The 19838-nt window shown below is 72.1% G+C and carries 17 protein-coding genes; 12 read left to right on the top strand and 5 right to left on the bottom strand.

Annotated features, from left to right (window positions below; all coding sequences use genetic code 11):
- Positions 1-23: 23 nt before the first annotated feature.
- The 6 genes from ABR737_RS39515 to ABR737_RS39490 all read left to right on the top strand — a co-directional run bounded on the left by ABR737_RS39515 (position 24) and on the right by ABR737_RS39490 (position 5872).
- Positions 24-1109 (top strand): WD40/YVTN/BNR-like repeat-containing protein, encoded by a 1086-nt coding sequence (locus tag ABR737_RS39515; RefSeq protein ID WP_350255971.1) that lies wholly within the window; start codon positions 24-26, stop codon positions 1107-1109.
- 78 nt (positions 1110-1187) lie between these two features.
- Positions 1188-1865 (top strand): uracil-DNA glycosylase, encoded by a 678-nt coding sequence (locus ABR737_RS39510; RefSeq protein ID WP_350255970.1) that lies wholly within the window; start codon positions 1188-1190, stop codon positions 1863-1865.
- A 23-nt stretch (positions 1866-1888) separates the two neighbouring features.
- Positions 1889-2950 (top strand): LURP-one-related family protein, encoded by a 1062-nt coding sequence (locus tag ABR737_RS39505; RefSeq protein ID WP_350255969.1) that lies wholly within the window; start codon positions 1889-1891, stop codon positions 2948-2950.
- Positions 2943-3980, top strand: a complete 1038-nt coding sequence (locus ABR737_RS39500; RefSeq protein ID WP_350255968.1) for an N-acetylglucosamine kinase — start codon at positions 2943-2945, stop codon at positions 3978-3980. Before ABR737_RS39505 ends, ABR737_RS39500 begins: the two co-directional genes overlap by 8 nt.
- Before the next feature lie 93 nt (positions 3981-4073).
- Complete coding sequence (locus tag ABR737_RS39495; protein WP_502964447.1) at positions 4074-5027, top strand: sirohydrochlorin chelatase; 954 nt, start codon at positions 4074-4076, stop codon at positions 5025-5027.
- A gap of 503 nt (positions 5028-5530) precedes the next feature.
- On the top strand, positions 5531-5872 hold the full coding sequence (locus ABR737_RS39490; RefSeq protein ID WP_350255966.1) for a nuclear transport factor 2 family protein: 342 nt from the start codon (positions 5531-5533) through the stop codon (positions 5870-5872).
- A gap of 39 nt (positions 5873-5911) precedes the next feature.
- On the opposite strand, the gene ABR737_RS39485 is transcribed toward ABR737_RS39490, so the two are convergent.
- Positions 5912-6973 (bottom strand): lactonase family protein, encoded by a 1062-nt coding sequence (locus tag ABR737_RS39485; protein ID WP_350255965.1) that lies wholly within the window; start codon positions 6971-6973, stop codon positions 5912-5914.
- Positions 6974-7225: 252 nt separating this feature from the next.
- Complete coding sequence (locus tag ABR737_RS39480) at positions 7226-8734, bottom strand: FUSC family protein (RefSeq protein WP_350255964.1); 1509 nt, start codon at positions 8732-8734, stop codon at positions 7226-7228.
- 442 nt (positions 8735-9176) lie between these two features.
- Between ABR737_RS39480 and ABR737_RS39475 the strand changes: the two genes are divergently transcribed.
- A complete protein-coding gene (locus ABR737_RS39475) occupies positions 9177-10349 on the top strand; it encodes a winged helix DNA-binding domain-containing protein (protein WP_350255963.1) in 1173 nt (390 codons plus the stop codon).
- Positions 10350-10516: 167 nt separating this feature from the next.
- Complete coding sequence (locus ABR737_RS39470; RefSeq protein ID WP_350255962.1) at positions 10517-10993, top strand: Lrp/AsnC family transcriptional regulator; 477 nt, start codon at positions 10517-10519, stop codon at positions 10991-10993.
- A 280-nt stretch (positions 10994-11273) separates the two neighbouring features.
- On the opposite strand, the gene ABR737_RS39465 is transcribed toward ABR737_RS39470, so the two are convergent.
- Both ABR737_RS39465 and ABR737_RS39460 read right to left on the bottom strand, forming a co-directional pair.
- Positions 11274-12356, bottom strand: coding sequence for a sugar ABC transporter substrate-binding protein (locus tag ABR737_RS39465; protein ID WP_502964446.1), 1083 nt, complete (start codon positions 12354-12356; stop codon positions 11274-11276).
- A 648-nt stretch (positions 12357-13004) separates the two neighbouring features.
- A complete protein-coding gene (locus tag ABR737_RS39460) occupies positions 13005-13844 on the bottom strand; it encodes an SDR family NAD(P)-dependent oxidoreductase (protein WP_350255961.1) in 840 nt (279 codons plus the stop codon).
- A gap of 99 nt (positions 13845-13943) precedes the next feature.
- Between ABR737_RS39460 and ABR737_RS39455 the strand changes: the two genes are divergently transcribed.
- Positions 13944-14405 carry a MarR family winged helix-turn-helix transcriptional regulator gene (locus ABR737_RS39455; RefSeq protein ID WP_350255960.1) on the top strand — a complete coding sequence of 154 codons (462 nt, stop codon included), beginning with the start codon at positions 13944-13946 and terminating at the stop codon, positions 14403-14405.
- Positions 14406-14540: 135 nt separating this feature from the next.
- Here the strand turns inward: ABR737_RS39455 and ABR737_RS39450 are convergent, their stop codons facing one another.
- Entirely contained in the window at positions 14541-15713 is a 1173-nt protein-coding gene (locus ABR737_RS39450; protein WP_350257101.1) for a PucR family transcriptional regulator, read from the bottom strand.
- A 115-nt stretch (positions 15714-15828) separates the two neighbouring features.
- On the opposite strand from ABR737_RS39450, the gene ABR737_RS39445 reads away from it, so the two are divergent.
- The 3 genes from ABR737_RS39445 (at position 15829) to ABR737_RS39435 (ending at position 19427) form a co-directional block, all read left to right on the top strand.
- Entirely contained in the window at positions 15829-16998 is a 1170-nt protein-coding gene (locus ABR737_RS39445) for a lactate 2-monooxygenase (RefSeq protein WP_350255959.1), read from the top strand.
- The gene (locus ABR737_RS39440; RefSeq protein ID WP_350255958.1) at positions 16995-18008 is read left to right on the top strand and encodes a 2-hydroxyacid dehydrogenase; all 1014 of its coding nucleotides are present in this window, start codon (positions 16995-16997) and stop codon (positions 18006-18008) included. The genes ABR737_RS39445 and ABR737_RS39440 overlap by 4 nt, the downstream gene beginning before the upstream one ends.
- 243 nt (positions 18009-18251) lie before the next feature.
- Entirely contained in the window at positions 18252-19427 is a 1176-nt protein-coding gene (locus ABR737_RS39435; protein ID WP_350255957.1) for a UDP-N-acetylmuramate dehydrogenase, read from the top strand.
- Positions 19428-19838 lie beyond the last annotated feature (411 nt).

Raw genomic sequence — 19838 nt, 5'->3', positions numbered from 1 at the left:
CGGCGTCCCGGAGGTGTTCCGGCATGACTGACGTAGTACTCGCGGTGGGCACGCGCAAAGGGCTCTTCATCGGCCGTCGACGGCACGGCGACTGGGACGTGAGCGGTCCGCATTTCTCCGCGCAGGCGGTGTACTCCCTCGCGATCGACACCCGCCGCGCCACGCCCCGGCTGCTGGCCGGGGCGGACAGCGCGCACTGGGGTCCCTCGGTGTTCCACTCCGACGATCTGGGAGAGAGCTGGCACGAGCCCTCCCGCCCCGCGGTCAAGTACCCGGAGTACACCGGGACTTCACTGGAACGGGTGTGGCAGCTGCATCCGGCCGGCCCCGCCGCCCCCGAGGTGGTCTATGCGGGCACCGAGCCCGGCGGCCTGTTCCGCTCCGAGGACGGCGGCGAGACCTTCGAGCTGGTGCGGGCGCTGTGGGACCACCCCAGCCGGGAGAGATGGCAGCCGGGCGGCGGTGGGCTGGCCGTGCACACGGTGGTCACGGACCCGCGGGACGCCGACGCGGTCACCGTCGCCGTTTCCGCCGCCGGGGTCTTCCGCACCCTCGACGGAGGCGCCGGCTGGGCCCCGTCCAACAACGGCGTGAAGGCGGTCTTCCTTCCGGACCAGCATCCGGAGTTCGGCCAGTGCGTCCACAAGATCGCGCAGGACCCGGTGCACCGCGACCGGCTGTATCTGCAGAACCACTGGGGCGTCTACCGCAGCGACGACGCCGGCGCGCAGTGGACGGATATCGGCGGCGGGCTGCCCTCCGACTTCGGCTTCGCCGTGGCCGCCCATCCGCACAGGGGAGATGTCGCCTACCTCTTCCCGATCACCGCCGACATCGACCGGGTGCCGGCCGGGAACCGCTGCCGGGTCTACCGCACGGCCGATGCCGGTGACAGCTGGCAGGCGCTGAGCGAGGGGCTGCCGGAGGAGGACCATTACGGCACGGTGCTCAGGGACGCGCTCTCGGTCGATGACGCCGATCCCGCCGGGGTGTACTTCGGCAACCGCAACGGCGAGGTGTACGCCAGCGCGGACGACGGCGACAGCTGGCAGCAGCTCGCCTCCCATCTGCCGGACGTGCTGTGCGTACGGGCGGCCGCGGTGGCCTGAGGGAAGCCGGGAGGGGAGACGGCCTGGGTGTTGGCCATCGGTTGATCGGGAGCGGGCCACGGCCAGTAGGGTGATCCCGTGGCTGCACGACCTCTCCAAGACATTGTCGAACCGGGCTGGGCCAAGGCACTTGAGCCCGTTGCCGGACGGATCGCCGCGATGGGCGACTTCCTGCGGGCCGAGATCGCCGCGGGGCGAAGTTATCTGCCGGCCGGTAACAATGTGCTGCGCGCTTTCCAACAGCCCTTCGACGAGGTGCGGGTGCTCATCGTCGGACAGGACCCCTACCCCACACCGGGGCATGCGGTCGGGCTCAGTTTCTCCGTGGCGCCGGAGGTGCGTCCGCTGCCCGGCAGCCTGGAGAACATCTTCCGCGAGCTGCACTCCGACCTCGGCCTGCCCCGCCCGTCGAACGGCGATCTGACCCCGTGGACGCAGCAGGGCGTGCTGCTGCTGAACAGAGCGCTGACGACGGCACCCCGTAAGCCCGCCGCACACCGCGGCAAGGGCTGGGAGGAAGTGACGGAGCAGGCCATCCGCGCACTGGTGGCGCGCGAGCGCCCGCTGGTGTCGGTGCTGTGGGGGCGCGATGCGCGTAATCTGCGGCCGCTGCTGGGCGATCTGCCGGCCGTCGAGTCCGCGCATCCCTCCCCCATGTCCGCCGACCGCGGCTTCTTCGGCTCGCGGCCCTTCAGCCGGGCCAACGACCTCCTGGTGCGGCAGGGCGCACAGCCCGTCGACTGGAGGCTCCCCTGACACCGGGAGATAGTGTGCCTGGCATGACGAATGCGAACATCCCTGCGGGCTGGTATGCCGATCCGCAGGGCACCCCCCACCAACTTCGCTGGTGGGACGGGTCCCAGTGGACCGAGCACACCCACCCGGGACAACAGCCCGCGGCTTCCGACCGGGGCCAGGCACCGCAGCCGGGCCCTGCGCAGGCCGCACCGCACCAGGCTCCCCAGCAGCAGGCCCCGCAGCAGCAGATGCCGCAGCAGTCCGCACCGCAGCAGGCGCCGGGCCAGGCCCCGTATCCGGGTCAGCAGCACGGCGGCGCACCGTACGGTCAGCAGGGCTACGGCCACCCCCAGCAGGCGCCCGGCCAGCAGGCGCCCAGCCAGCCGATGCAGCAACCGATGCAACAGCCCATGCAGCAGCCGTACGGGCAGCAGCCGATGCCGGGCGGACATCCGGGGGCTGTGCAGCAGCAGGCCGGGGTCGCACCCGGCGGGCCGGGCGGCGGCAGTCTGTTCACCGAGCCGGTGCTGGTGGTCAACCAGAAGGCCAAGCTGATCGAGGTCAGCAACGAGTACAGCGTCTTCGACCAGCACGGCAACACGATCGGTGCGGTCGTCCAGGTCGGCCAGAGCACGGCGAAGAAGGTGCTCCGCGTCGTCTCCAGTCTCGATCAGTACATGACCCACAAGCTGGAGATCCGGGACGCCTACGGCCAGCCGCAGCTGATCCTGACCCGCCCCGCGAAGATCCTCAAGTCCAAGGTGATCGTGCAGCGTCCGGACGGCTCACCGGTCGGCGAGATCGTGCAGCAGAACGCCATCGGGAAGATCAACTTCGCGTTGATGGTCAACGGCCAGCAGATCGGCGCCATCAAGGCCGAGAACTGGCGCGCCTGGAACTTCGCCATCGTGGACCACGCCGACACCGAGGTCGCCCGGATCACCAAGACCTGGGAAGGCCTCGCCAAGACGATGTTCACGACGGCGGACAACTACGTCCTGCAGATCCACCACCAGCTGCCCGACCCGCTGCTGAGCCTGGTCGTCGCCACGGCCCTGACCGTCGACACCGCCCTCAAGCAGGACGCCCGCGGCTTTGGGTGAGCCCGCGGGCCGCACCCCGGGCGCCCTCGGGTCCGGCCCTTTCCCCGGGGTGCTCGGGATCGACTCGGGCGGGTCGGGACTGCGGGTCGCCGTCGCCCGCGCCGATGACCTCGATGCCAGGCCGCTCGCCTCCCGCGCCTGCCGCGAGCCGGTGCGCACCGGCCCGGCCGGGATCGATGCGGAACACCTGCTGTCCCAACTCCTGCCCGCCGCAGAGGAGTTGCGGCGCGAGACGGGCGTGCACGGGTTTGCCGCGGTGTGCGTGGGAGCGGCCGGTATGGCGACTCTCGGCGGGGATCTGCGGGCCCGGCTGCCGGGCGCGCTGGCCGCCGCGTTCGGGGTACACCACCTCGCCCTCGCCGCGGACGCCGTGACCGCGTACGCCGGCGCGTTGGGCCAGCGGCCCGGTGCCGTCGTCGCCGCGGGCACCGGCATGATCGCCCTGGGCACGGATCTGACCGCGGAGGGTGGTTGGCGCCGGGCGGACGGCTGGGGCCATCTGCTGGGCGACTGCGGCGGCGGCGCCTGGATCGGCCGCGCCGGACTGGAGGCCGCGATGCGGGCGTACGACGGACGGACGGACGGCTCCGCCGCCCTCCTGGCGCGCGCGGAAGCGGTGTTCGGGACGGTCTCCGGGCTGCCCGGCATGCTCTACCCGCGCCCCGACCGGCCCGCCGTACTGGCCTCGTTCGCCCCGGAGGTAGCCCACTGCGCCGCCGAGGACGACGCCGTGGCCCGCGGCATCATGCATGCCGCGGCGGGCCATATCGCCGATGCCGCCGCCGCGGTCTGCCCGGCGGGGGACGCGACCGCGGTCGGCTGCACCGGCGGGCTGTTCGGCCTGGGCGAACCGCTGCTGGCGCCGCTGCGCAGGGCGCTGGCCGAGCGGCTGCCGCACGCCCGTCCGGCGGCCGCGGCCGGCAGTCCGCTCGACGGGGCGCTGGCCATCGCCGCGGCACTGGCCGCAGACCGTCTGACACTGCCCGTCGATGCGCAGTTGTTGCAGATCACACGGCCTGCGCCGGGGTAGCGGGCGTGACGCGCGGGATAAATCGGGACGGATACCTCTTCACCGAACCCTCCCTCCGCGCAGGGGTGGTCCGAACCGTTAGCATGCGGCGCCATGAGTTCCCCCACTGGGCCCGCACCTGGCTCGCCCGATTTTGACGCCGCACCCCCGAGCCCGGGAGCCGCACCCGGCCTGCCTGTACGTATGCCGCGACGGCAGTCCGGCCGCCACCGCAAGCCGGAACCGCTGGCCGCACCCGAGGGTGCGCCCGCGCTGGTGCTGGCCGTGCCCGGCACCCCCTCCAGCGCCTCGCGCAGCCTGGCGGAAGAGGTCTCCAGCATCGCCCGCTCCGAGCTCCCGGGCCTCGACGCCCGGATCGGCTATGTGGACGGCGGCGACGACGAGTTCCCGTCCCTGGAGGCCGTGCTGGCGCAGGCCGCCAACGAGCACAAGGCCCGGGCGGGCGCCGACGGGCAGCCCGACCCCGGCCCCGCCGCCGTGGTGGTGCCGCTGCTGGCCGGACCGGACAGCGCCCTGCTGCGCCGGATACGCCAGGCCATGATGAACAGCGGCTCCGGCGCCGAGCTGACCGATGTGCTCGGCCCGCACCCGCTGCTGGCCGAGGCGCTGCACGTCCGGCTCTCCGAGGCCGGTCTGGCCCGCGCGGACCGTGCCCGGCTGTTCACCGTCGCCACGGCGGCGGACGGCATCATCCTCGCCACCGTCGGCGGCGAGGAGGCCGTGCAGGCCGCCGGGATCACCGGCATGCTGCTCTCCGCACGGCTCGCGGTGCCGGTGCTGGCCGCCGCCCTGGACGAGGAGGGCGCCATCTCCCGTACGGCCGAGCAGCTGCGCGAGTCCGGTTCGCAGCAGCTGGCGCTGGCCCCGTACCTGATCGGCCCGGAGATCACCGACGGCCTTCTGGGGGCGGCCGCGGCGGAGGCGGGCTGCGCTTCGGCCGAGGCGCTGGGCGCCTACGGCACGGTCGGCCGCCTGGCGCTGTCGAACTATGCGGCGGCGGTGGGCATCACCCTGCCGACGCAGGCACAGGGGGCACCGGTCCGCTAGGACTCTCCCCGGAGCGGACGCCGCTCCCGGAAGGGCCGTCTTCGCGCAGCGCGCGGGGCGGCCCTTCGTCGCGTCCGGCCGGCTTCCCGGGCGCCGTGCCTGCTCGCCGTGCCCGGTCGTCGTGCTCCGCCGCCTGGCCGAGCACCTTGCCGGGACGCCCCGCCCCGCCGCCGTCCGGCCGCCTTGCCCCGCCACCGTCCGATCGCCCTGCCCGTCACCCTCCCCCGTCGCCTTGCCCGGCTGCCGTGTCCAGGCGGAGGCGATACGTCCGATTCCGCTCCGAGCGGCGCAGTTGCCTGTCAGGAGGCCCGGGAGGCCGGCGGCCGAGACGCAGTCGGGCCGAGGGGTGTACGCCCGTCAGGTGCCCGCACAGGGGGCTTGCCGTACGCCTGACGCGCCGACCGATGAGTCCGGGAGCACCACGAGGTCTACCGTCCTGCAGAGGCCATTCGCCGGCTGCTCGCCCCTCGTGGCGTGAGCGGGCCGCCCACGGAAGGAAGTTCATGTCGAACGTCGACCTCGTCCGTGCCGCCTTCGCGGCCTATCTCACCCAGGACCGTGCCGCCATGGACCGGCTGCTCGCCGAGGATTTCGTCTTCACCAGCCCGCAGGACGACCACATCGGCAAGGCCGCATTCCTCGGCATCTGCTTCCCCACGGCGGACCGGCTGCGCTCGCAGGAGATTCTCGACGCCGTGTCCCTCGACGGCGAGCAGGTCTTCGTCCGGTACGAGTACGAGCTGAAGACGGGCGAGCGGCATCGCAACGTCGAGGTGATGACGGTGCGGGACGGCCGTCTCGCCGAGACACAGGTGTACTTCGGCGGGCGCTTTCCGCAGGGGTGAGACGGCTACCGCCGGCGTGGGACGGCCGCCCTTGGCGGCTCAGGCGAAGACCACGCAGGAGGCGGCCGGCGCCTCGACGGATCCGCCCCGGGCCGGGATGCCGGTCGCCGGGTCGACGGTGAACCAGGTGACGTCACCGGAGCGCTCGTTGGCGGCGTAAAGGTGCCGGCCGTCGGGGTGCAGCGCCAGGTCCCGGGGCCAGTGGCCACCGCAGGGGACGGTGGTGACGAGGGTGGCGGTGTCGCCGTCGAGGGCAAGGACGGCGAGGCTGTCGTGGCCCCGGTTGGCGGCCCAGGCGAAGCGGCCGTCGAGGGAGACGACCAGTTCGGAGGGGAAGGTGCCGGCGTCGTCGTCCCCGTCCGGGAGGAGGCGGGTCTCCCCCAGCGGCGTCAGCGCACCGGCAGCGGCATCCCATCGGCAGACCGTGACCGTCGGATCGAGTTCGTTGAGGACGTAGGCACGGTCACCGTGCGGGTGGAAGGCGAGGTGGCGCGGGCCGCTCCCGGGCCGCAGCCGGGTCTCGGCGTGCACCGACAGTGTCCCGTCGGCCGGGGCCAGGACGCAGCTGCGGACGGAGTCGGTGCCCAGGTCGACGCTGAGCAGCCAGCGGCCGCCGGGGTCGGACAGGACGGCGTGGGCGTGCGGGCCCTCCTGGCGGTCGGCCTGCGGGCCGCTGCCCCGGTGGGCGAGCACCGTGGCGGGGCCGGTGAGCGTGCCGTCGGCCCGTACGGGGAGCGTACTGACGCTGCCGGAGCTGTAGTTGGCGGTGACGAGGTGGCCGTCGGCCAGGGTGAGGTGGGTGGGGTCGGCGCCGTCCACGGGGACGGCGGGCGCGAGCAGGCGGGGCCCCTGCGGGGTGAGGGCGAAGGCGGCTGCGGTGCCGTCCGGCGTCTCGCTGACCGCGTAGAGGAACCTGCCGTCGGGGCTCGGGGCCAGGTAGGAGGGGTTGGGGAGGACGCCGGTGGAGTGCAGCGGGGTGAGTGCGCCGGTATCCGGGTGGATGGCCGCGGTGGTGATGCCGAGGCCGCCGGCCGCGGTGAACGATCCGATGTACGCACGCAGCCCGTGGTCGCCCGCCTCCGCTGGTCCGCCCTTCGTCACTGGTCCGCCCTTCGTCCGCCTGCCCGTCGGGGTGCCCGTGGAGGTGCCCCGGCGAGGTGGCCGTCAAGGTGTCCGTCACGGTGCCCCCGCGACGCTAACAGCCAGGGGCGGGAACGCGGTGGCGATGGCCGGTTCCCGCCCACGGGCGTGCGCCGCCGTGAGCCCGCAGGCCCGTACGTGCGTCACGGAGCGCTCCGGACGCGATGCCGGGAAAGGCGCACGGCCCGCCGCGTCCCTCCTGAGGGACCGTGGTCAGGCGTCGGCCAGGGGGGCGCGCGGCGAGCTGCGCAGCGGCGCGGAGAGTTCGGCCAGCGCCCGCTCCAGGCCGTGGAGGTGGGCCAGCGCGGGTTCCGCAGCGGGAGGGTGCGCCACCACGACGGCGGCGGCTCCCGCCTCGCGTGCCCCGCGCGGTGTGGTCAGCGCCTCGACGGCGGCCTCCACCCGCTGGCACGAGGCGGTGAGCCGGGCATCGTGGGAGGCCTCCGGGTCGGCGGCGATGGAGGCCAGCCCGCGCACCTCATGGGCGCAGTCGTCGAGCAGCGCCAGCACCTGACGCGCCCGTGCCTTGCGGGCCCGCAGCGGGCTCAGGGGGTGCACCAGCGGGGAGAGCGACAGGCGCACCCTGCTCAGCAACGGCCCCAGCTCGGCGACGTGCGGGGCAGGGTCGGCGGTCGCGGAGCCCGCGAGGCGGGCGGCGGCCTCGGCGGTGCACTGGTGCACACAGCGCAGGGCGCGCTCGATCCAGGCATCGGTGGTGGCATGGGTGGTGACGGGCAGCACGAAGACCACCGCCAGCGCCGCGCCGAGCGCCCCCACACCGGTCTCGGCGAGACGCAGCGTGAGCAGACCGGCGTCCAGCACTCCCAGCAGCCCGTACAGCAACGTGGCCATCAAGGTCACCGCGAGCATCATCCAGGTATACGAGACGGCGGCGGTGTAGAAGATCCCGAACACGCTCACCGCGATCAGGGCCGCCGTGGGGACGACGGCGCCGTGCAGCGGGAGGGCGACGAGCAGACCGAGGACGATGCCGATCACCGTGCCGAGGGTCCGGCGGAAGCCCCGGACCAGCGTCTCGCCGCGCGAGGTGGTGTTCACGAAGATCCACCAGGTGGCGCCCACGGCCCAGTACCAGCGCTGTTCGGAGAGCAGCTGGCCCGCGAGGAGGGCGAAGGCGCTGCCCGCGGTGGCCTGGATCGCCTGGCGGGTGGTCGCCCTGGCGAGTCCCCTGCCGGCCGGCGGGGCGGGCAGGACGGCCGGGGGCAGCCCGCGCTCGTAGCACCACACCACGAAGCGGACGAGAGAGGAGGCGGCCAGGGCGAGGGCGACCGCGGCATACAGCTCGGGCAGTTGGCCCGGCACCGTGTGCAGGAACTGCGCAGCGAAGAAGGTCATGAACGCGAACACCCCCAGCGCATGGCCACGCGGTCCCCAGCGGCGGGCGTAGACCCCCGCCCCCACCACCGCGGCGAAGACCACGCCCCGCCCCACCGGATGGTCGTGGAGCACCGCGGCGACGGCGAGCACCGGGAAGCCGACCGCGGGCAGCAGGCCGGTGGTGACCAGCTGCGCGCGGACCGTCGCGTCGGTGACCGTGAAGAGGGCGAGCAGCGCGGCGAGCCCGCCGGTGATGGCCGCGACGAGCGAGTGCCCGGCGAGACCGCACACGGTGACCGCCAGACCGATGCCGAGGACGGACCGGGCGGCGCTGCGCAGCCGCAGCCACCCCGGATCCGGAGCCACGAACATCCTCTTCAGCACAGCTTTCCGCCCTTCGACGTTCCGGCATGAAATCCGGCATGAAAAAGGCGCCGCGGAATCCGCAGCGCCATCGACGGGGCCATCACAACACTTCTTCGGCATGTTGATCAACAGAGGCCGGAAAGGCTGTGCCATTGGTATAGCAGGGCGGTCTCGCGCCGGGCCAAGAGGGGGCCAATGGGCGGGACCGGGGCGAGAGACCGGTCTGTGGGTCGGCCCCCCCGGGGGCTGCCTCCGCCGTCCCGCCGTCCCCCGTTCCGCCGTCCCCGACCCGCCGTCTCGTCGCGCCCGGGCGCGGGACCGATACCTGCGAATGCCGGACACGCCGGGAGCGAGTCTCCATAGTGAGGTTCACCAGTCCGTAGAGGTTCGCCAGTCCGTGGTCAGGTTCACCGGTCCGTCTGCCGCCGGGACGGCGCCGAGGAACAGGAAGTGATCACTGATGAGCGACACCACGCGCGAGGCCGTCCCCCTGCGGTGGCCCGCCGTCTCCGCCCGGCGTCTGGAGCGCAGCGCCCTGGCCGCGCCTGCGCCGCACCTGGACGCCGCGGGGATCGCCGGCGCCCTGTGCGGTGCACACGCCCAGGTGCTGAGCGCCGCCGAACTGTCCATCGGCATACGGGGCGAGGGCATCACCCGGAGCGTGGTCCGCAAGGCGCTGTGGGAGGAGGCCGCGCTGATCAAGATGTACGGGCCGCGGGGGACCGTCCATCTGTTGCCGGCGGCCGACCTGCCGATGTGGGTGGGCGCCCTGACCGCGCTGCCGCCCTCGTCCAGTCCGTTCCCCCAGGACATCCGGATGACGCCCGGCCAGACGGATGAGGTCATCGCGGCCATCGGCGCGGCCCTGCGGGACGCCGAGCTGACCGTCGACGAGCTCAGCGAGGCCGTCATAGACGCCACCGGTCCCTGGGCCGGTGACCTGGTCATGCCGGCCTTCCAGGGGATGTGGCCGCGCTGGCGGCAGGCCATCACCCTCGCCTCGCACCGCGGGCAGCTGTGCTTCGGCCCGAACCGCGGCCGCAAGGTCACGTACACCCACCCGCAGCATCTGACCGGTGGCCGCGCCATGGCGGGCACGGCGGCACTGGCCCGGCTCGTGGAGCGGTACCTGCACACCTACGGCCCGGCCACACCGCAGCACTTCGCGCGGTGGCTCAATGTCTCACCGCGCTGGGCCACCGAGCTGTTCGACTCCCTGGGCGGCGCCCTCCAGCGCGTCGAGCTGGAGGGCACGGCGGCCTGGGTGAACGCGGGCGACACCGACATGCCCGGGGAACCGCCGCGCGGGGTGAGACTGCTGCCGTACTTCGACGCTTACGTGGTGGCCGGCCGGCCACGCGACCGGCTCTACCCGGGGGCCATGGCCCAGCGGGCGCTGACCCCCAGCGGCCAGGCGGGCAACTATCCGGTCCTGCTGGTCGACGGCGTGGTGAGCGGTGTCTGGCACCAGCGCCGGTCCGGCCGCCGGCTGGCCGTCACCGTCGAGCCGGGCACCGCCCTGACGGCCATGCAGCGCGCAGAACTCGACCTGCAGGTGGAGCGGCTGGCGTACGTGCTGGAGGGGACCGCGGAGCTGACGATCGGGAAGGTCGGTGTCGGGCCCCACGCGTAGTACGCGGCGTAGGCGGGCGGCGTAGGCGGGCGGCGTACACGGCCGCGAAGGAACCCCACACCGGCGGGCAGCACAGATTGCTCACCCGGCACTGCCTTCACCGGGGCCCTGGGTACAGTCACGACTCCCCAGGAAGCCCGCCGACCTCGTGAGGAGGCCGTTGCACCATGTCCGTGGATGCCCTCGACGCCAAGATCCTTCGGCTGCTGCTGGAGCAGCCGCGCACCAGTGTGCGGGAGTACGCACGTCTCCTCGGGGTGGCCCGGGGCACCGTGCAAGCGCGCCTCGACCGCTTGGAACGGGACGGTGTGATCACCGCCTACAGTCCCCGGCTGTCCCCTGCCGCGCTCGGTCATCCCGTTCTCGCCTTCGTCCACATCGAGGTCACCCAGGGCCATCTGGAGGAGGTGGCCGACGCGCTGGCGGAGGTCCCGCAGATCATCGAGGCGTTCTCGACGACCGGCGGCGGGGATCTGCTCACCCGGGTGGTGGCACGGGACGCGGAGCATCTGGAGGATGTGATCCAGCAGCTGATCAGTCTGCCGGGCGTGGTCCGCACCCGTACGGAGGTGGCGCTGCGCGAGCGGGTGCCGCATCGCATGCTGCCGCTGGTCGAGGCGGTGGGCGCGGCCGGATCGCGGTGAGCCGGCCGCTACTGGGCGGGAGTGCGGTGCCTCGCCGTCCCTTAGGTGACCGCCGGCGCCGACACCCCGGCGTTCGCGGGCGCCGGGCGGCTGTCCGGCTGTCCGGCTGTCCGGCTGTCCGGCTGTCCGGCTGTCCGGCTGTCCGGCTGTCCGGCTGTCCAGGACGGTCAGGACGGTCAGGACGGTCAGGTGTTCCGGGGCGGTCAGGGGGAAGGCACGGCGCGGGCAGCGTACGACCGGCTCGGACGGCCGGTCCGTTCTTCCCCCTGACCGGGGGTGGTCACTCCAGGTCGAGGGACTTGCACTCGGCGGCGAGGCCGTCGGCGCAGAGCAGGTCGACGCGGACGGCGCCGTCGCGGACGACGGTGTTCTTCATATTCTTCCGGGTGACCATCTGCGCCTTGAACAGCTGGGCGGGGATACCGGACTTGGTCTTGTTGTCGGCGGTGGCCGACGTGAGGGACTTGATGCTCTTGCCCCGCAGCAGCCGGAAGGCGATTTCGGCGGCGGTTTCGGCCTCCGGCCTGACTTCCTTGTAAATCGTGAAGGTCTGGGTGCCGGCTACCACCCGCTGCAGCGCGGGGAGTTCGGCGTCCTGGCCCCCGACCGGCACATTCTTGATACCGGCCGACTTGAGTGCCGCGGCGATACCGCCCGCCATACCGTCATTGGCCGAGTAGACCGCGCCAAAGCCCTCCGCGCCATGGGCGTCGATGAAGTCGCCCATCTCCTTCTTGGCCGTTGCCGCGGACCAGCCGGGGATGTCCTTCTCGTAGACGATCTTACGGACCTTGCCGTCGAGGACGGCATGGGCGCCCTTCTTGTAGGACGGCGCATTCGGGTCGGTCGGCGAGCCGTTCATCATGACGACATCGGAGGCGGCTGCCTGGGCACCGAGGGCGGCGAGAATTCCCTGCCCCTGGAGCCGGCCGATCTTCTCGTTGTCGTAGGAGACATACGCCGCGACATCGCCCTCGGCGAGCCGGTCGTACGCGATGACCTTGACGCCCTTCTTGGCGGCCGAGTCCACCCAGCTCTTGGCCGCCGCGGCGTCGACCGGGTCCAGAATGATGACCTTGACGCCCTTCTTCACCAGGGCGTCGAACTGCCTCTTCTGGGCATCGACCTGCTGCTCGGCATTGTGGTAGTCGACTTTGCATTCAAGGCACAGGGACGCAACGCGCGACGAAATAATGCGGCGGTCGAACTTCTCGTACCGGGCCGCTTTGCTCTCCGGGAGGAGCAGCCCAATGGAGTCCTTGCCGGGACCGGTGTCCTGTTGATCACTTCCACAGGCCGCCAACGGCGCTGCGAGCGAAAGCGCCATCGCGCCGGTGACGGCACGCCGCATTATTGCATTCATTCCCGGTACCTCCAAAGGGGCCGCCTGACCGGCCCATGAACGGCTGAAGTGAACGTCATCTCCGGGCCTACCGTCAAGAATCGCAGCAATAACGATATGGAAGGGTGCTGTGATATCGCTCTCTGAACCCCCGTCACGCGGCGGGCATTCCGGACAGTACCGAAACGGTCAATTCACTCCGGAACACGCCGTAACGCTCCGGTTCCGACCCCGCCACTCCGGCCGTGTGACATGGGAGGACGCCGGGTTTCGCCCCGCCGCCCACCGCACCAACAAGGCGATATCCAAATGGAGTTGACCGAAGGCGCCAGGCTTCGACGCGCACGCGAGCGGCGACATGAACGCGGACGTGAACGCGGACCCTCCCTTTCACCGCGCACACCGGACCGCGAGCGGAGGGGAGAAATAGATGCTGCACGCAGCCTTTCCGGAGTGCCGCCGAGCCGAACGGCGAGTGGTCAAGACCAATTCAGCGGCCGGACCTCCACGCCCCGGGCGAGGAGCACGCCGAACCTTTCCGCTCAACGACCAAATACCACAACCGAAATGGGGAATCCCTGGGAATTTCTTTAGCCTAATTTTTTACGCCCGGGCCTTCTCCGCCAAGAGAGCCCGGGCCACGACGCTCCGGGAATCGCTCGCGACGGGTCAGCCAACCCAGCTGCCGGTGAGGCCGAGCACCGCCGAGCCGTCCAGGTCGGCGAGCTTGGTGCCGGTGAAGCCGCGCGCCCAGTCCGACGTCTGGATACGGAACGCGGGCCGGTCCGCGGTGAGCGCTTCCAGCACGGCCTCGGCAGCCTCGGCCGGGGTCTGCGCACTGCCGGCGAACTGCGCGACGGTGCGGTCCAGGTAGGCCTGCAGCGCGTCCGCGTAGGGGCCCGCGGCGGCGACCTCCCCCTCCCGGTCGACCCCGATGTTGTTGACGAACTCGGTCGCCACCGCGCCGGGCTCCACGACGGAGACCGTCACCCCGGCCTTCGCGGCCACCGGCGCCAGGCTCTCCATGTAGCCCTCGACGGCGAACTTGGCGGCGCAGTAGGCCTCGTTGAAGGGCTGGCCGATGACCCCGCCGACGCTGGTAACGGTGATCAGACGGCCCCCGGAGGCGCGCAGATGAGGCAGCGCCGCCTTCGAGACCGTCAGCACGCCGAAGAAGTTGACCTCCATCACCGTGCGCACCTCGGCGACGGACTCGTTCTCCAGCGTGCCGAGGTGTCCGGCGCCCGCGTTGTTGATCACCGCGTCCAGCCGGCCGTGATCGGCGATCACCCCGTCGACCGCGGCGGCGACGGACGCCTCGTCGGTGACATCGAGCTGCCGCACCTCGAGCTCCACCCCCGCTTCCGTGGCCGCCTTGCGCAGGGCACCGGCACGGCCGGTGTCGCGCAGCGTCGCCACGACCCGCCAGCCGGCCTGCGCCGCGGCGACGGCGGCGGCCAGGCCGATGCCGGAGGACGTGCCGGTGATCAGAACAACCTTGGAAGACATGGCGAACCTTTCGGCCCCGTTGCGACGGAGCAATTTAAGTGCGTGTACACACACCATAGGCATTATGTGTGCGCACACGCAACCGGTAGCCTGTGCGACATGGCGAAAAGGAAGCTCACCCAGGCCGAGATGCCGGTGGCCGACCATGCTTTCTACGGGCTGGTCTGGGCCGGCACCGTCCTGACCGAACGCGTGGACCGTGCGCTGGTCAAGGCCCACGATCTGCCGGTCTCCTGGTTCGAGGTGATGCTCTGGCTCGCCTCCAGCCCGGACCCGGTCCCGGCCTCCGTGCTCGGCAACAGCACCATGCTCAGCCGCAGCCAGGTCTCCCGTGTCGTGGACGCCCTCCGGAGCCGCGGCCTGGTCACCCGCACCCCCGCCGCGCATGACGCACGTTCCGTCGAGGTGTCCCTCACTCCGGAGGGCCGCCGGCTCTTCGAAGAGGCCGACGCCACCCGCCGCTCCTGCCTTGCCCCGGTGTTCACCGACCTCCTCGACCAGGACGACCTCGAAGCGCTGAGCACGGTGTGGCGGAAGCTGAAGGCCAACAAGGACGGCTGAGGAGTCACGTCACGGGACTGCCCTGCGGATCCGGACTGCCCCATGGGTCGGGACCGCCCCACGGGCCGGCACTATCTGACGGATCGGGACTGCCCTGCGGACCAGGACGGAGCCCGCGGTGCCGCCGCCGGCCCCTCAGTGCGCGATCGTCCGGGCGATGTCCAGGGTGAGCCGCTGCCAGGGGTCGCGCGGTTCCCGCGTGGTGAGGTCGCCGATCCGGCGCAGCCGGTAACGCAGCGACTGGGGGTGCAGGCCGAGCCGTCGGGCGGCGGCATTCGCCGAGCCCGTGTCGAGGTAGGTGGTGAGCGCGTCCATGAGGTGCCGCCGGCCGGGCTGGAGGAGAGGCCCGAGGATCAGCCGGCTGATCTGCTCGGGAGTGGTGGCGGGGCGTCCGCCGAGGAGCGCCAGCACCTGGGCATCGCCGTCCGTCAGGACCCGCTCGGGGTGGTGGGCGTGCGCGGGTGCCGTGTCCAGCGCGTCGGCCGCGAGGCGGTAGGCGACCGCGATCCGGTCCAGGCTCTCCCCCGAGATGGCACAGCCCCGCAGGCCCCGTTCCCCCAGGGCCCGGGGCGCGGCCGCGCCGGCCGCGGCGGGCAGCAGCAGGACGGCGCGCGAGCCCCGGACCGTCACCAGCGGGGTGAGACCGCCGCCGTGGCCGCCGTCGCCGCCGAGCGAGGACAGCAGCCCGGTGGCCGTCTCCTGTGTCACGCCCGCGCCGTCCGCACCGGTCGGCTCGGCCACCAGCAGGCAGTAGGGGTCCGGGAGTTGTCTGCCCAGCCGGGCGGCGCGGTCGGTCAGCGCGCCGATGGAGGCGTGCCGTCCCGCGATCAGGTCGTCGAGGAGCAGCCGCAGTGCCCGGTCGCGGTCCGCGGTGAGATCTTCGCTGGTGGCGGTGTAGGCGGTGGCCATCTCCTCGGAGAGGGTGTCGAGGGTGGTCAGCGCCATCCGGGCCAGGGCGAAGGCGTCCGGTGCGCCCGGCGGGGGCGTCGCGGCCGCGATCTCGTCCGTCAGCACCGTCGCCGCGACCCGGTAGGCCCTCAAGACCGCCTGCACCGGGCGGCCGTCCGCGGCCCGCGCCGCAGCGATCCCGCGGAACCGGCGCAGGTCTGCGGGGGTGAGGGCGCCGTCGGTGGCCCAGAGGTGGAGCAGCCGGTCCAGCGCCCAGGCGGCGATGGCCCGCACCTCGTGGAGGCGGCCGTCATCGAGGGCGGCATAGGCCGGGACCTGCTCGCGCACGGCGGTGACGATCGCCGCGACCACCCTGGGGTCGGCGATCAGCCGCTGCCGGATGCGCTCCCGTTCCTTCATCACAGGGTGATGATTCCACCCGCGTGTTGTGCGCACCGCGGTGGACGGGTGTTGTCACTGTCGCCAGGATCTCGGGTGAGCACGCAGTCTCAGCGACGAGAGGCGGGACGTACGAATGGCGAAGCACTGGGCGGACTTCCAGTACGAGATCTATCTCCACGGCATGACCGGCGCCGTACCGCGGCTGCCGACCGATCTGACGCGGCTGGAGGAGCTTGCCGAGCGGCGCCTGGGTCCCGGCCCGGTCGGCTATGTGGCGGGCAGCGCGGGCACCGGCAGCACCGCCGACGCCAACCGGGCGGCGCTGCACCGTCACCGGATCGTCCCGCGGATGCTGCGCGAGGTGCACGAACGCGATCTGTCCGTGGAGGTGTGCGGGCGGGCGCTGCCCGCGCCGCTCGCGCTGGCGCCGGTGGGCGTGCTGTCGATCATGCATCCCGACGCCGAGCCCGGCGCCGCCCGTGCCGCCGCGGCCCAGGGTGTGCCGTACATCCTGTCCTCCGCCTCCAGCACCCCCATGGAAGAGGTCGCCGAGGCGATGGGCGACGGGGAACGGTGGTTCCAGCTCTACTGGGCCAAGGACCGCGAGGTCACCAGGAGCTTTCTGCACCGGGCGAAGGCGGCCGGATACACCGCCCTGTTCGTCACCCTCGACACCCCGCTCCTCGCCTGGCGGCCGCGCGATCTCGATCAGGCGTACCTGCCGTTCCTGCACGGCGTGGGCACCGCCAACTACTTCACCGATCCCGCGTTCCGTGCGGGGCTCGCCAAGCCGGTGCACGAGGACCCGAACGCGGCGGTGATGCACTTCCTGGGGATGTTCGCCGACCCCGCCAAGACCTGGCCGGACCTGGCGTTCCTGCGGGAGAACTGGGACGGCCCGATCGTGCTCAAGGGCATCCTGCACCCCCAGGACGCCCTGCAGGCCGCCGAGGCCGGGATGGACGGTGTGGTCGTCTCCAACCACGGCGGCCGCCAGGTGGCGGGCTCCATCGCCGCCGCCGACGCGCTGCCCCGCGTGGTGGAGGCCGCGGCCGACCGGCTCACCGTGCTCTTCGACAGCGGCATCCGCACGGGTGACGACATCTTCAAGGCGCTGGCCCTGGGCGCGAAATCGGTGCTGGTGGGCCGCCCGTACGCCTATGGGCTCGGCCTCGACGGACAGGCGGGCGTCGAGCACGTCATCCGCTGCCTGCTCGCCGAACTCGACCTGACCCTCGCCCTGTCCGGGCACTCCCGCCCGGCCACGCTGACCGCCGACGACCTCACCAAGGAATCCGCATGACCACCTCGCCGGAGTCGTCCTCCACCGCCTCGCCGCACCCCGTGCGCAACGTCCTCGCGGTCATCTCGCCGCATGTCGGCGGCCGCGCCGCCGGAGCCGCGCTGGCCGGCCTCTTCCCCCAGCAGGCCCGGGTCACCATCGTCGAGACGACGGACGAGGACCCGGCGGCGCTGCGCGAGGCCCATGTCCTGATCACCGGCCTGGGCCCGGTCACCGCCGGACATCTCGCCGCGGCGCCGGACCTGGAGCTCGTCCAGTGCGCCAGCCACGGCTTCGACTACATCGACCTGGAGGCGGCCCGCCAACGGGGGATCCCGGTCTGCAACATCGGCTCCAGCGGCGCGGAGAAGCAGAACGTCGCCGAGCAGACCTTCGCCCTGATGCTCGCCCTGGCCAAGCAGTTGGTCGCGGCCCATACGGCGCTCACCGAGGCCGACTGGGCGCTGCCGCGCCTGCAGCAGTCCATCACCGAGCTGTCCGGCAAGACCCTCGGCATCATCGGCCTCGGCCACATCGGCGAGGAAGTCGCCCGCCGCGCCCTCGCGTTCGACATGGACATCGTCTACACCGGGCCGAAGCCGGTCGCCCCGGAGACCGCGGCCCGCCTCGGCGGCGCCCGTCATCTCGGTCTCGACGAACTGCTGCGCACCTCCGACTACATCACCCTGCACGCCCCGCTCACCGAGCGGACCCGCCATCTGCTCGACGCGGAGCGCCTGGCGCTCCTCAAGCCCACCGCCTTTGTGATCAACACCGCCCGTGGCGCCCTGATCGACCAGGACGCTCTCGCGGACGCCCTGGCAGCCGGCACCCTCGCCGGCGCCGGCATCGACGTCTTCGACCCCGAACCGCCCACGGCGGCCCTGCGCCTGCTCAAGGCCCCGAACGTGGTGCTCTCCCCGCACGTCGCGGGGGTCACCCGCGAGACGCTGGTCCGCATCGCGCTGGCCGCCGTACAGAATGTCCTCGGCCACCTGGAGGGCAAGCCGCTGCGGGACATCGTCTCGTAACGCCACACCGCATCGGCGCTCTACGGGGGCGGCGGCTCCGGTGCCGGCGGCTCCCGCACGACCGGCCGCTGCCGTGCTCGTGCGGGAGCGGGAGCGGGAACGGCCGGTGGCGTGCTCGTGCGGGAGTTGCCGGCCGCCGGGGCCGCTCCAAAGGGCTGTCCCGAAATCCCTTTCCCCTGCCGTTCCCGCTTCCCCCTGCCGTTCCCGGCTCGCCGCACGCCGCTCCGCCCCTCATTCCGGCCAATGTTCGGCGCATCGGTGCGGTACCGGTCCGGCTCCGTTGTGATCACCATGGACAGCGTCCCGCCGATCACCCCGGCCGGCCGGGCCGGTTCCTCGCCCGTGGCGGCCCTCCGGCCCCGGAACGGCAGCCAGGAGAAACAGGAACACATGCGCGTCACCCACGAGGCACCGCTCGCGCCGATGACCACGCTGGGCATCGGCGGGCCGGCGGCGGCCCTCATCGAGCTGTACGACTCCGCGGACTTCCCCGAGTTCGTGGCACTGGCCGGCGTCTTCCCCGGCGAGCCCGTCTGCCTGGGCGAAGGAAGCAATGTCCTGGTCGGCGACGCCGGATGCGACAGCGCCGTGCTGCGGATGAGCACCAAGGGCATACGCATGGCGGGGAGCACCGCCGACGGGCGGGTGCTGGTCGAGGTCCAGGCCGGTCATCCGCTCGGGGATCTGGTCGACGCCACCGTCGCCGAGGGCCTGACCGGCATGGAGATGCTGGTGGGCATCCCCGGGACCGCCGGCGCCACCCCCGTCCAGAATGTCGGCGCATACGGTCAGGAGACCGCCGACACCCTGGTGGAAGTGACGGCATGGGACTGGACGTTGCGCCGCAAGGTGACCATGGATGCCGCGGCCTGCGGCCTGGGCCACCGCACCAGCGTCTTCAAACGCTCCCGCCGCTGGACCGTGCTGAGCCTGGTCTTTGCGCTGCGCCGGTCCGCGCTGAGCGCGCCGGTCACCTACCGGACGGTCGCCGCCGAACTCGATGTACCGGTCGGGAGCAGGCTGCCGCTGGACGAGGTGGCCCGGGCGGTGCTCACCGTCCGCAAGAGCAAGGGCATGGTGCTGGGGTGCAGTGGCACCGACGACCGCTCGGTCGGCAGCGTGTTCCTCAGCCCCGAGATCTCCCCCGCCCAGGCCGACGACCTGCGGGCGCGCCATGCACCGGTGAACCGCTTCCCCGACGGCTCGATACGCGTCAGCGCGAGCTGGCTCATCCGGCAGGCCGGATTCGAGCTGGGCCGGCCGATCGTCACCGGCGTACGGGTTTCCTCCCTGCACTACACCCTCGTGGCCGAGGAGGGCGCGAGCGCCGCCGGTTTCACCCGGGCCATCGACATCGTGTTCCAGGAGGTTCTGCGCCGTACCGGAGTGCGGCTCACCTCCGAAGTCGACTTCCTCTGATTTCAGCCCCATATCCCGGAGTGAGGGAACTCACGCCGCCTTACCGGTTTCACGGCCCGATGATTCGGCATTCACCACGAGCCGAATACCCGGAAGGCCGGAGACAAGGGCCTTTTGACGGCGCCCGACCGGATGCACAGCGGCATTCCGTCGCACCTCTTTCCCCTCGTGCGCTTTTGTCAGGTACGAGCAAGTCTCTTTCCCTCAGGTGATGTTCAAGCCATTCTTGATGGCTCGAACGGCCGGGGAGGGTGACCTCCACCCCCTCGCCCTATCACCGGAATAAGCAGTCGCAAGGAACCGAACCGGATTCCGTCATTCCGGGATCCGCGAGAAGAGGAGCGCACCTCTCCATGCTTGACATGACATACGCGCCGAAGGTGAAATGACCGCCGGTTGCGAAAGCCCTTT

This window comes from Streptomyces sp. Edi2 (genome assembly GCF_040253635.1).
Lineage (GTDB): Bacteria > Actinomycetota > Actinomycetes > Streptomycetales > Streptomycetaceae > Streptomyces.
The sequence above is the reverse complement of the archived record's forward strand: the minus strand, read 5'-3'. Positions and strand labels throughout refer to the sequence as shown.

What these genes read in the sequence shown, in the direction of transcription:
- ABR737_RS39515 (WP_350255971.1), top strand. Translation starts at nt 24, where the DNA reads ATGACTGACGTAGTACTCGCGGTGGGCACGCGCAAAGGGCTCTTCATC.
- ABR737_RS39505 (WP_350255969.1), top strand. Translation starts at nt 1,889, where the DNA reads ATGACGAATGCGAACATCCCTGCGGGCTGGTATGCCGATCCGCAGGGC.
- ABR737_RS39495 (WP_502964447.1), top strand. Translation starts at nt 4,074, where the DNA reads ATGAGTTCCCCCACTGGGCCCGCACCTGGCTCGCCCGATTTTGACGCC.
- ABR737_RS39490 (WP_350255966.1), top strand. Translation starts at nt 5,531, where the DNA reads ATGTCGAACGTCGACCTCGTCCGTGCCGCCTTCGCGGCCTATCTCACC.
- ABR737_RS39475 (WP_350255963.1), top strand. Translation starts at nt 9,177, where the DNA reads ATGAGCGACACCACGCGCGAGGCCGTCCCCCTGCGGTGGCCCGCCGTC.
- ABR737_RS39470 (WP_350255962.1), top strand. Translation starts at nt 10,517, where the DNA reads ATGTCCGTGGATGCCCTCGACGCCAAGATCCTTCGGCTGCTGCTGGAG.
- ABR737_RS39465 (WP_502964446.1), bottom strand. Translation starts at nt 12,356, where the DNA reads ATGAATGCAATAATGCGGCGTGCCGTCACCGGCGCGATGGCGCTTTCG.
- ABR737_RS39460 (WP_350255961.1), bottom strand. Translation starts at nt 13,844, where the DNA reads ATGTCTTCCAAGGTTGTTCTGATCACCGGCACGTCCTCCGGCATCGGC.
- ABR737_RS39455 (WP_350255960.1), top strand. Translation starts at nt 13,944, where the DNA reads ATGGCGAAAAGGAAGCTCACCCAGGCCGAGATGCCGGTGGCCGACCAT.
- ABR737_RS39450 (WP_350257101.1), bottom strand. Translation starts at nt 15,713, where the DNA reads ATGAAGGAACGGGAGCGCATCCGGCAGCGGCTGATCGCCGACCCCAGG.
- ABR737_RS39445 (WP_350255959.1), top strand. Translation starts at nt 15,829, where the DNA reads ATGGCGAAGCACTGGGCGGACTTCCAGTACGAGATCTATCTCCACGGC.
- ABR737_RS39440 (WP_350255958.1), top strand. Translation starts at nt 16,995, where the DNA reads ATGACCACCTCGCCGGAGTCGTCCTCCACCGCCTCGCCGCACCCCGTG.
- ABR737_RS39435 (WP_350255957.1), top strand. Translation starts at nt 18,252, where the DNA reads ATGTTCGGCGCATCGGTGCGGTACCGGTCCGGCTCCGTTGTGATCACC.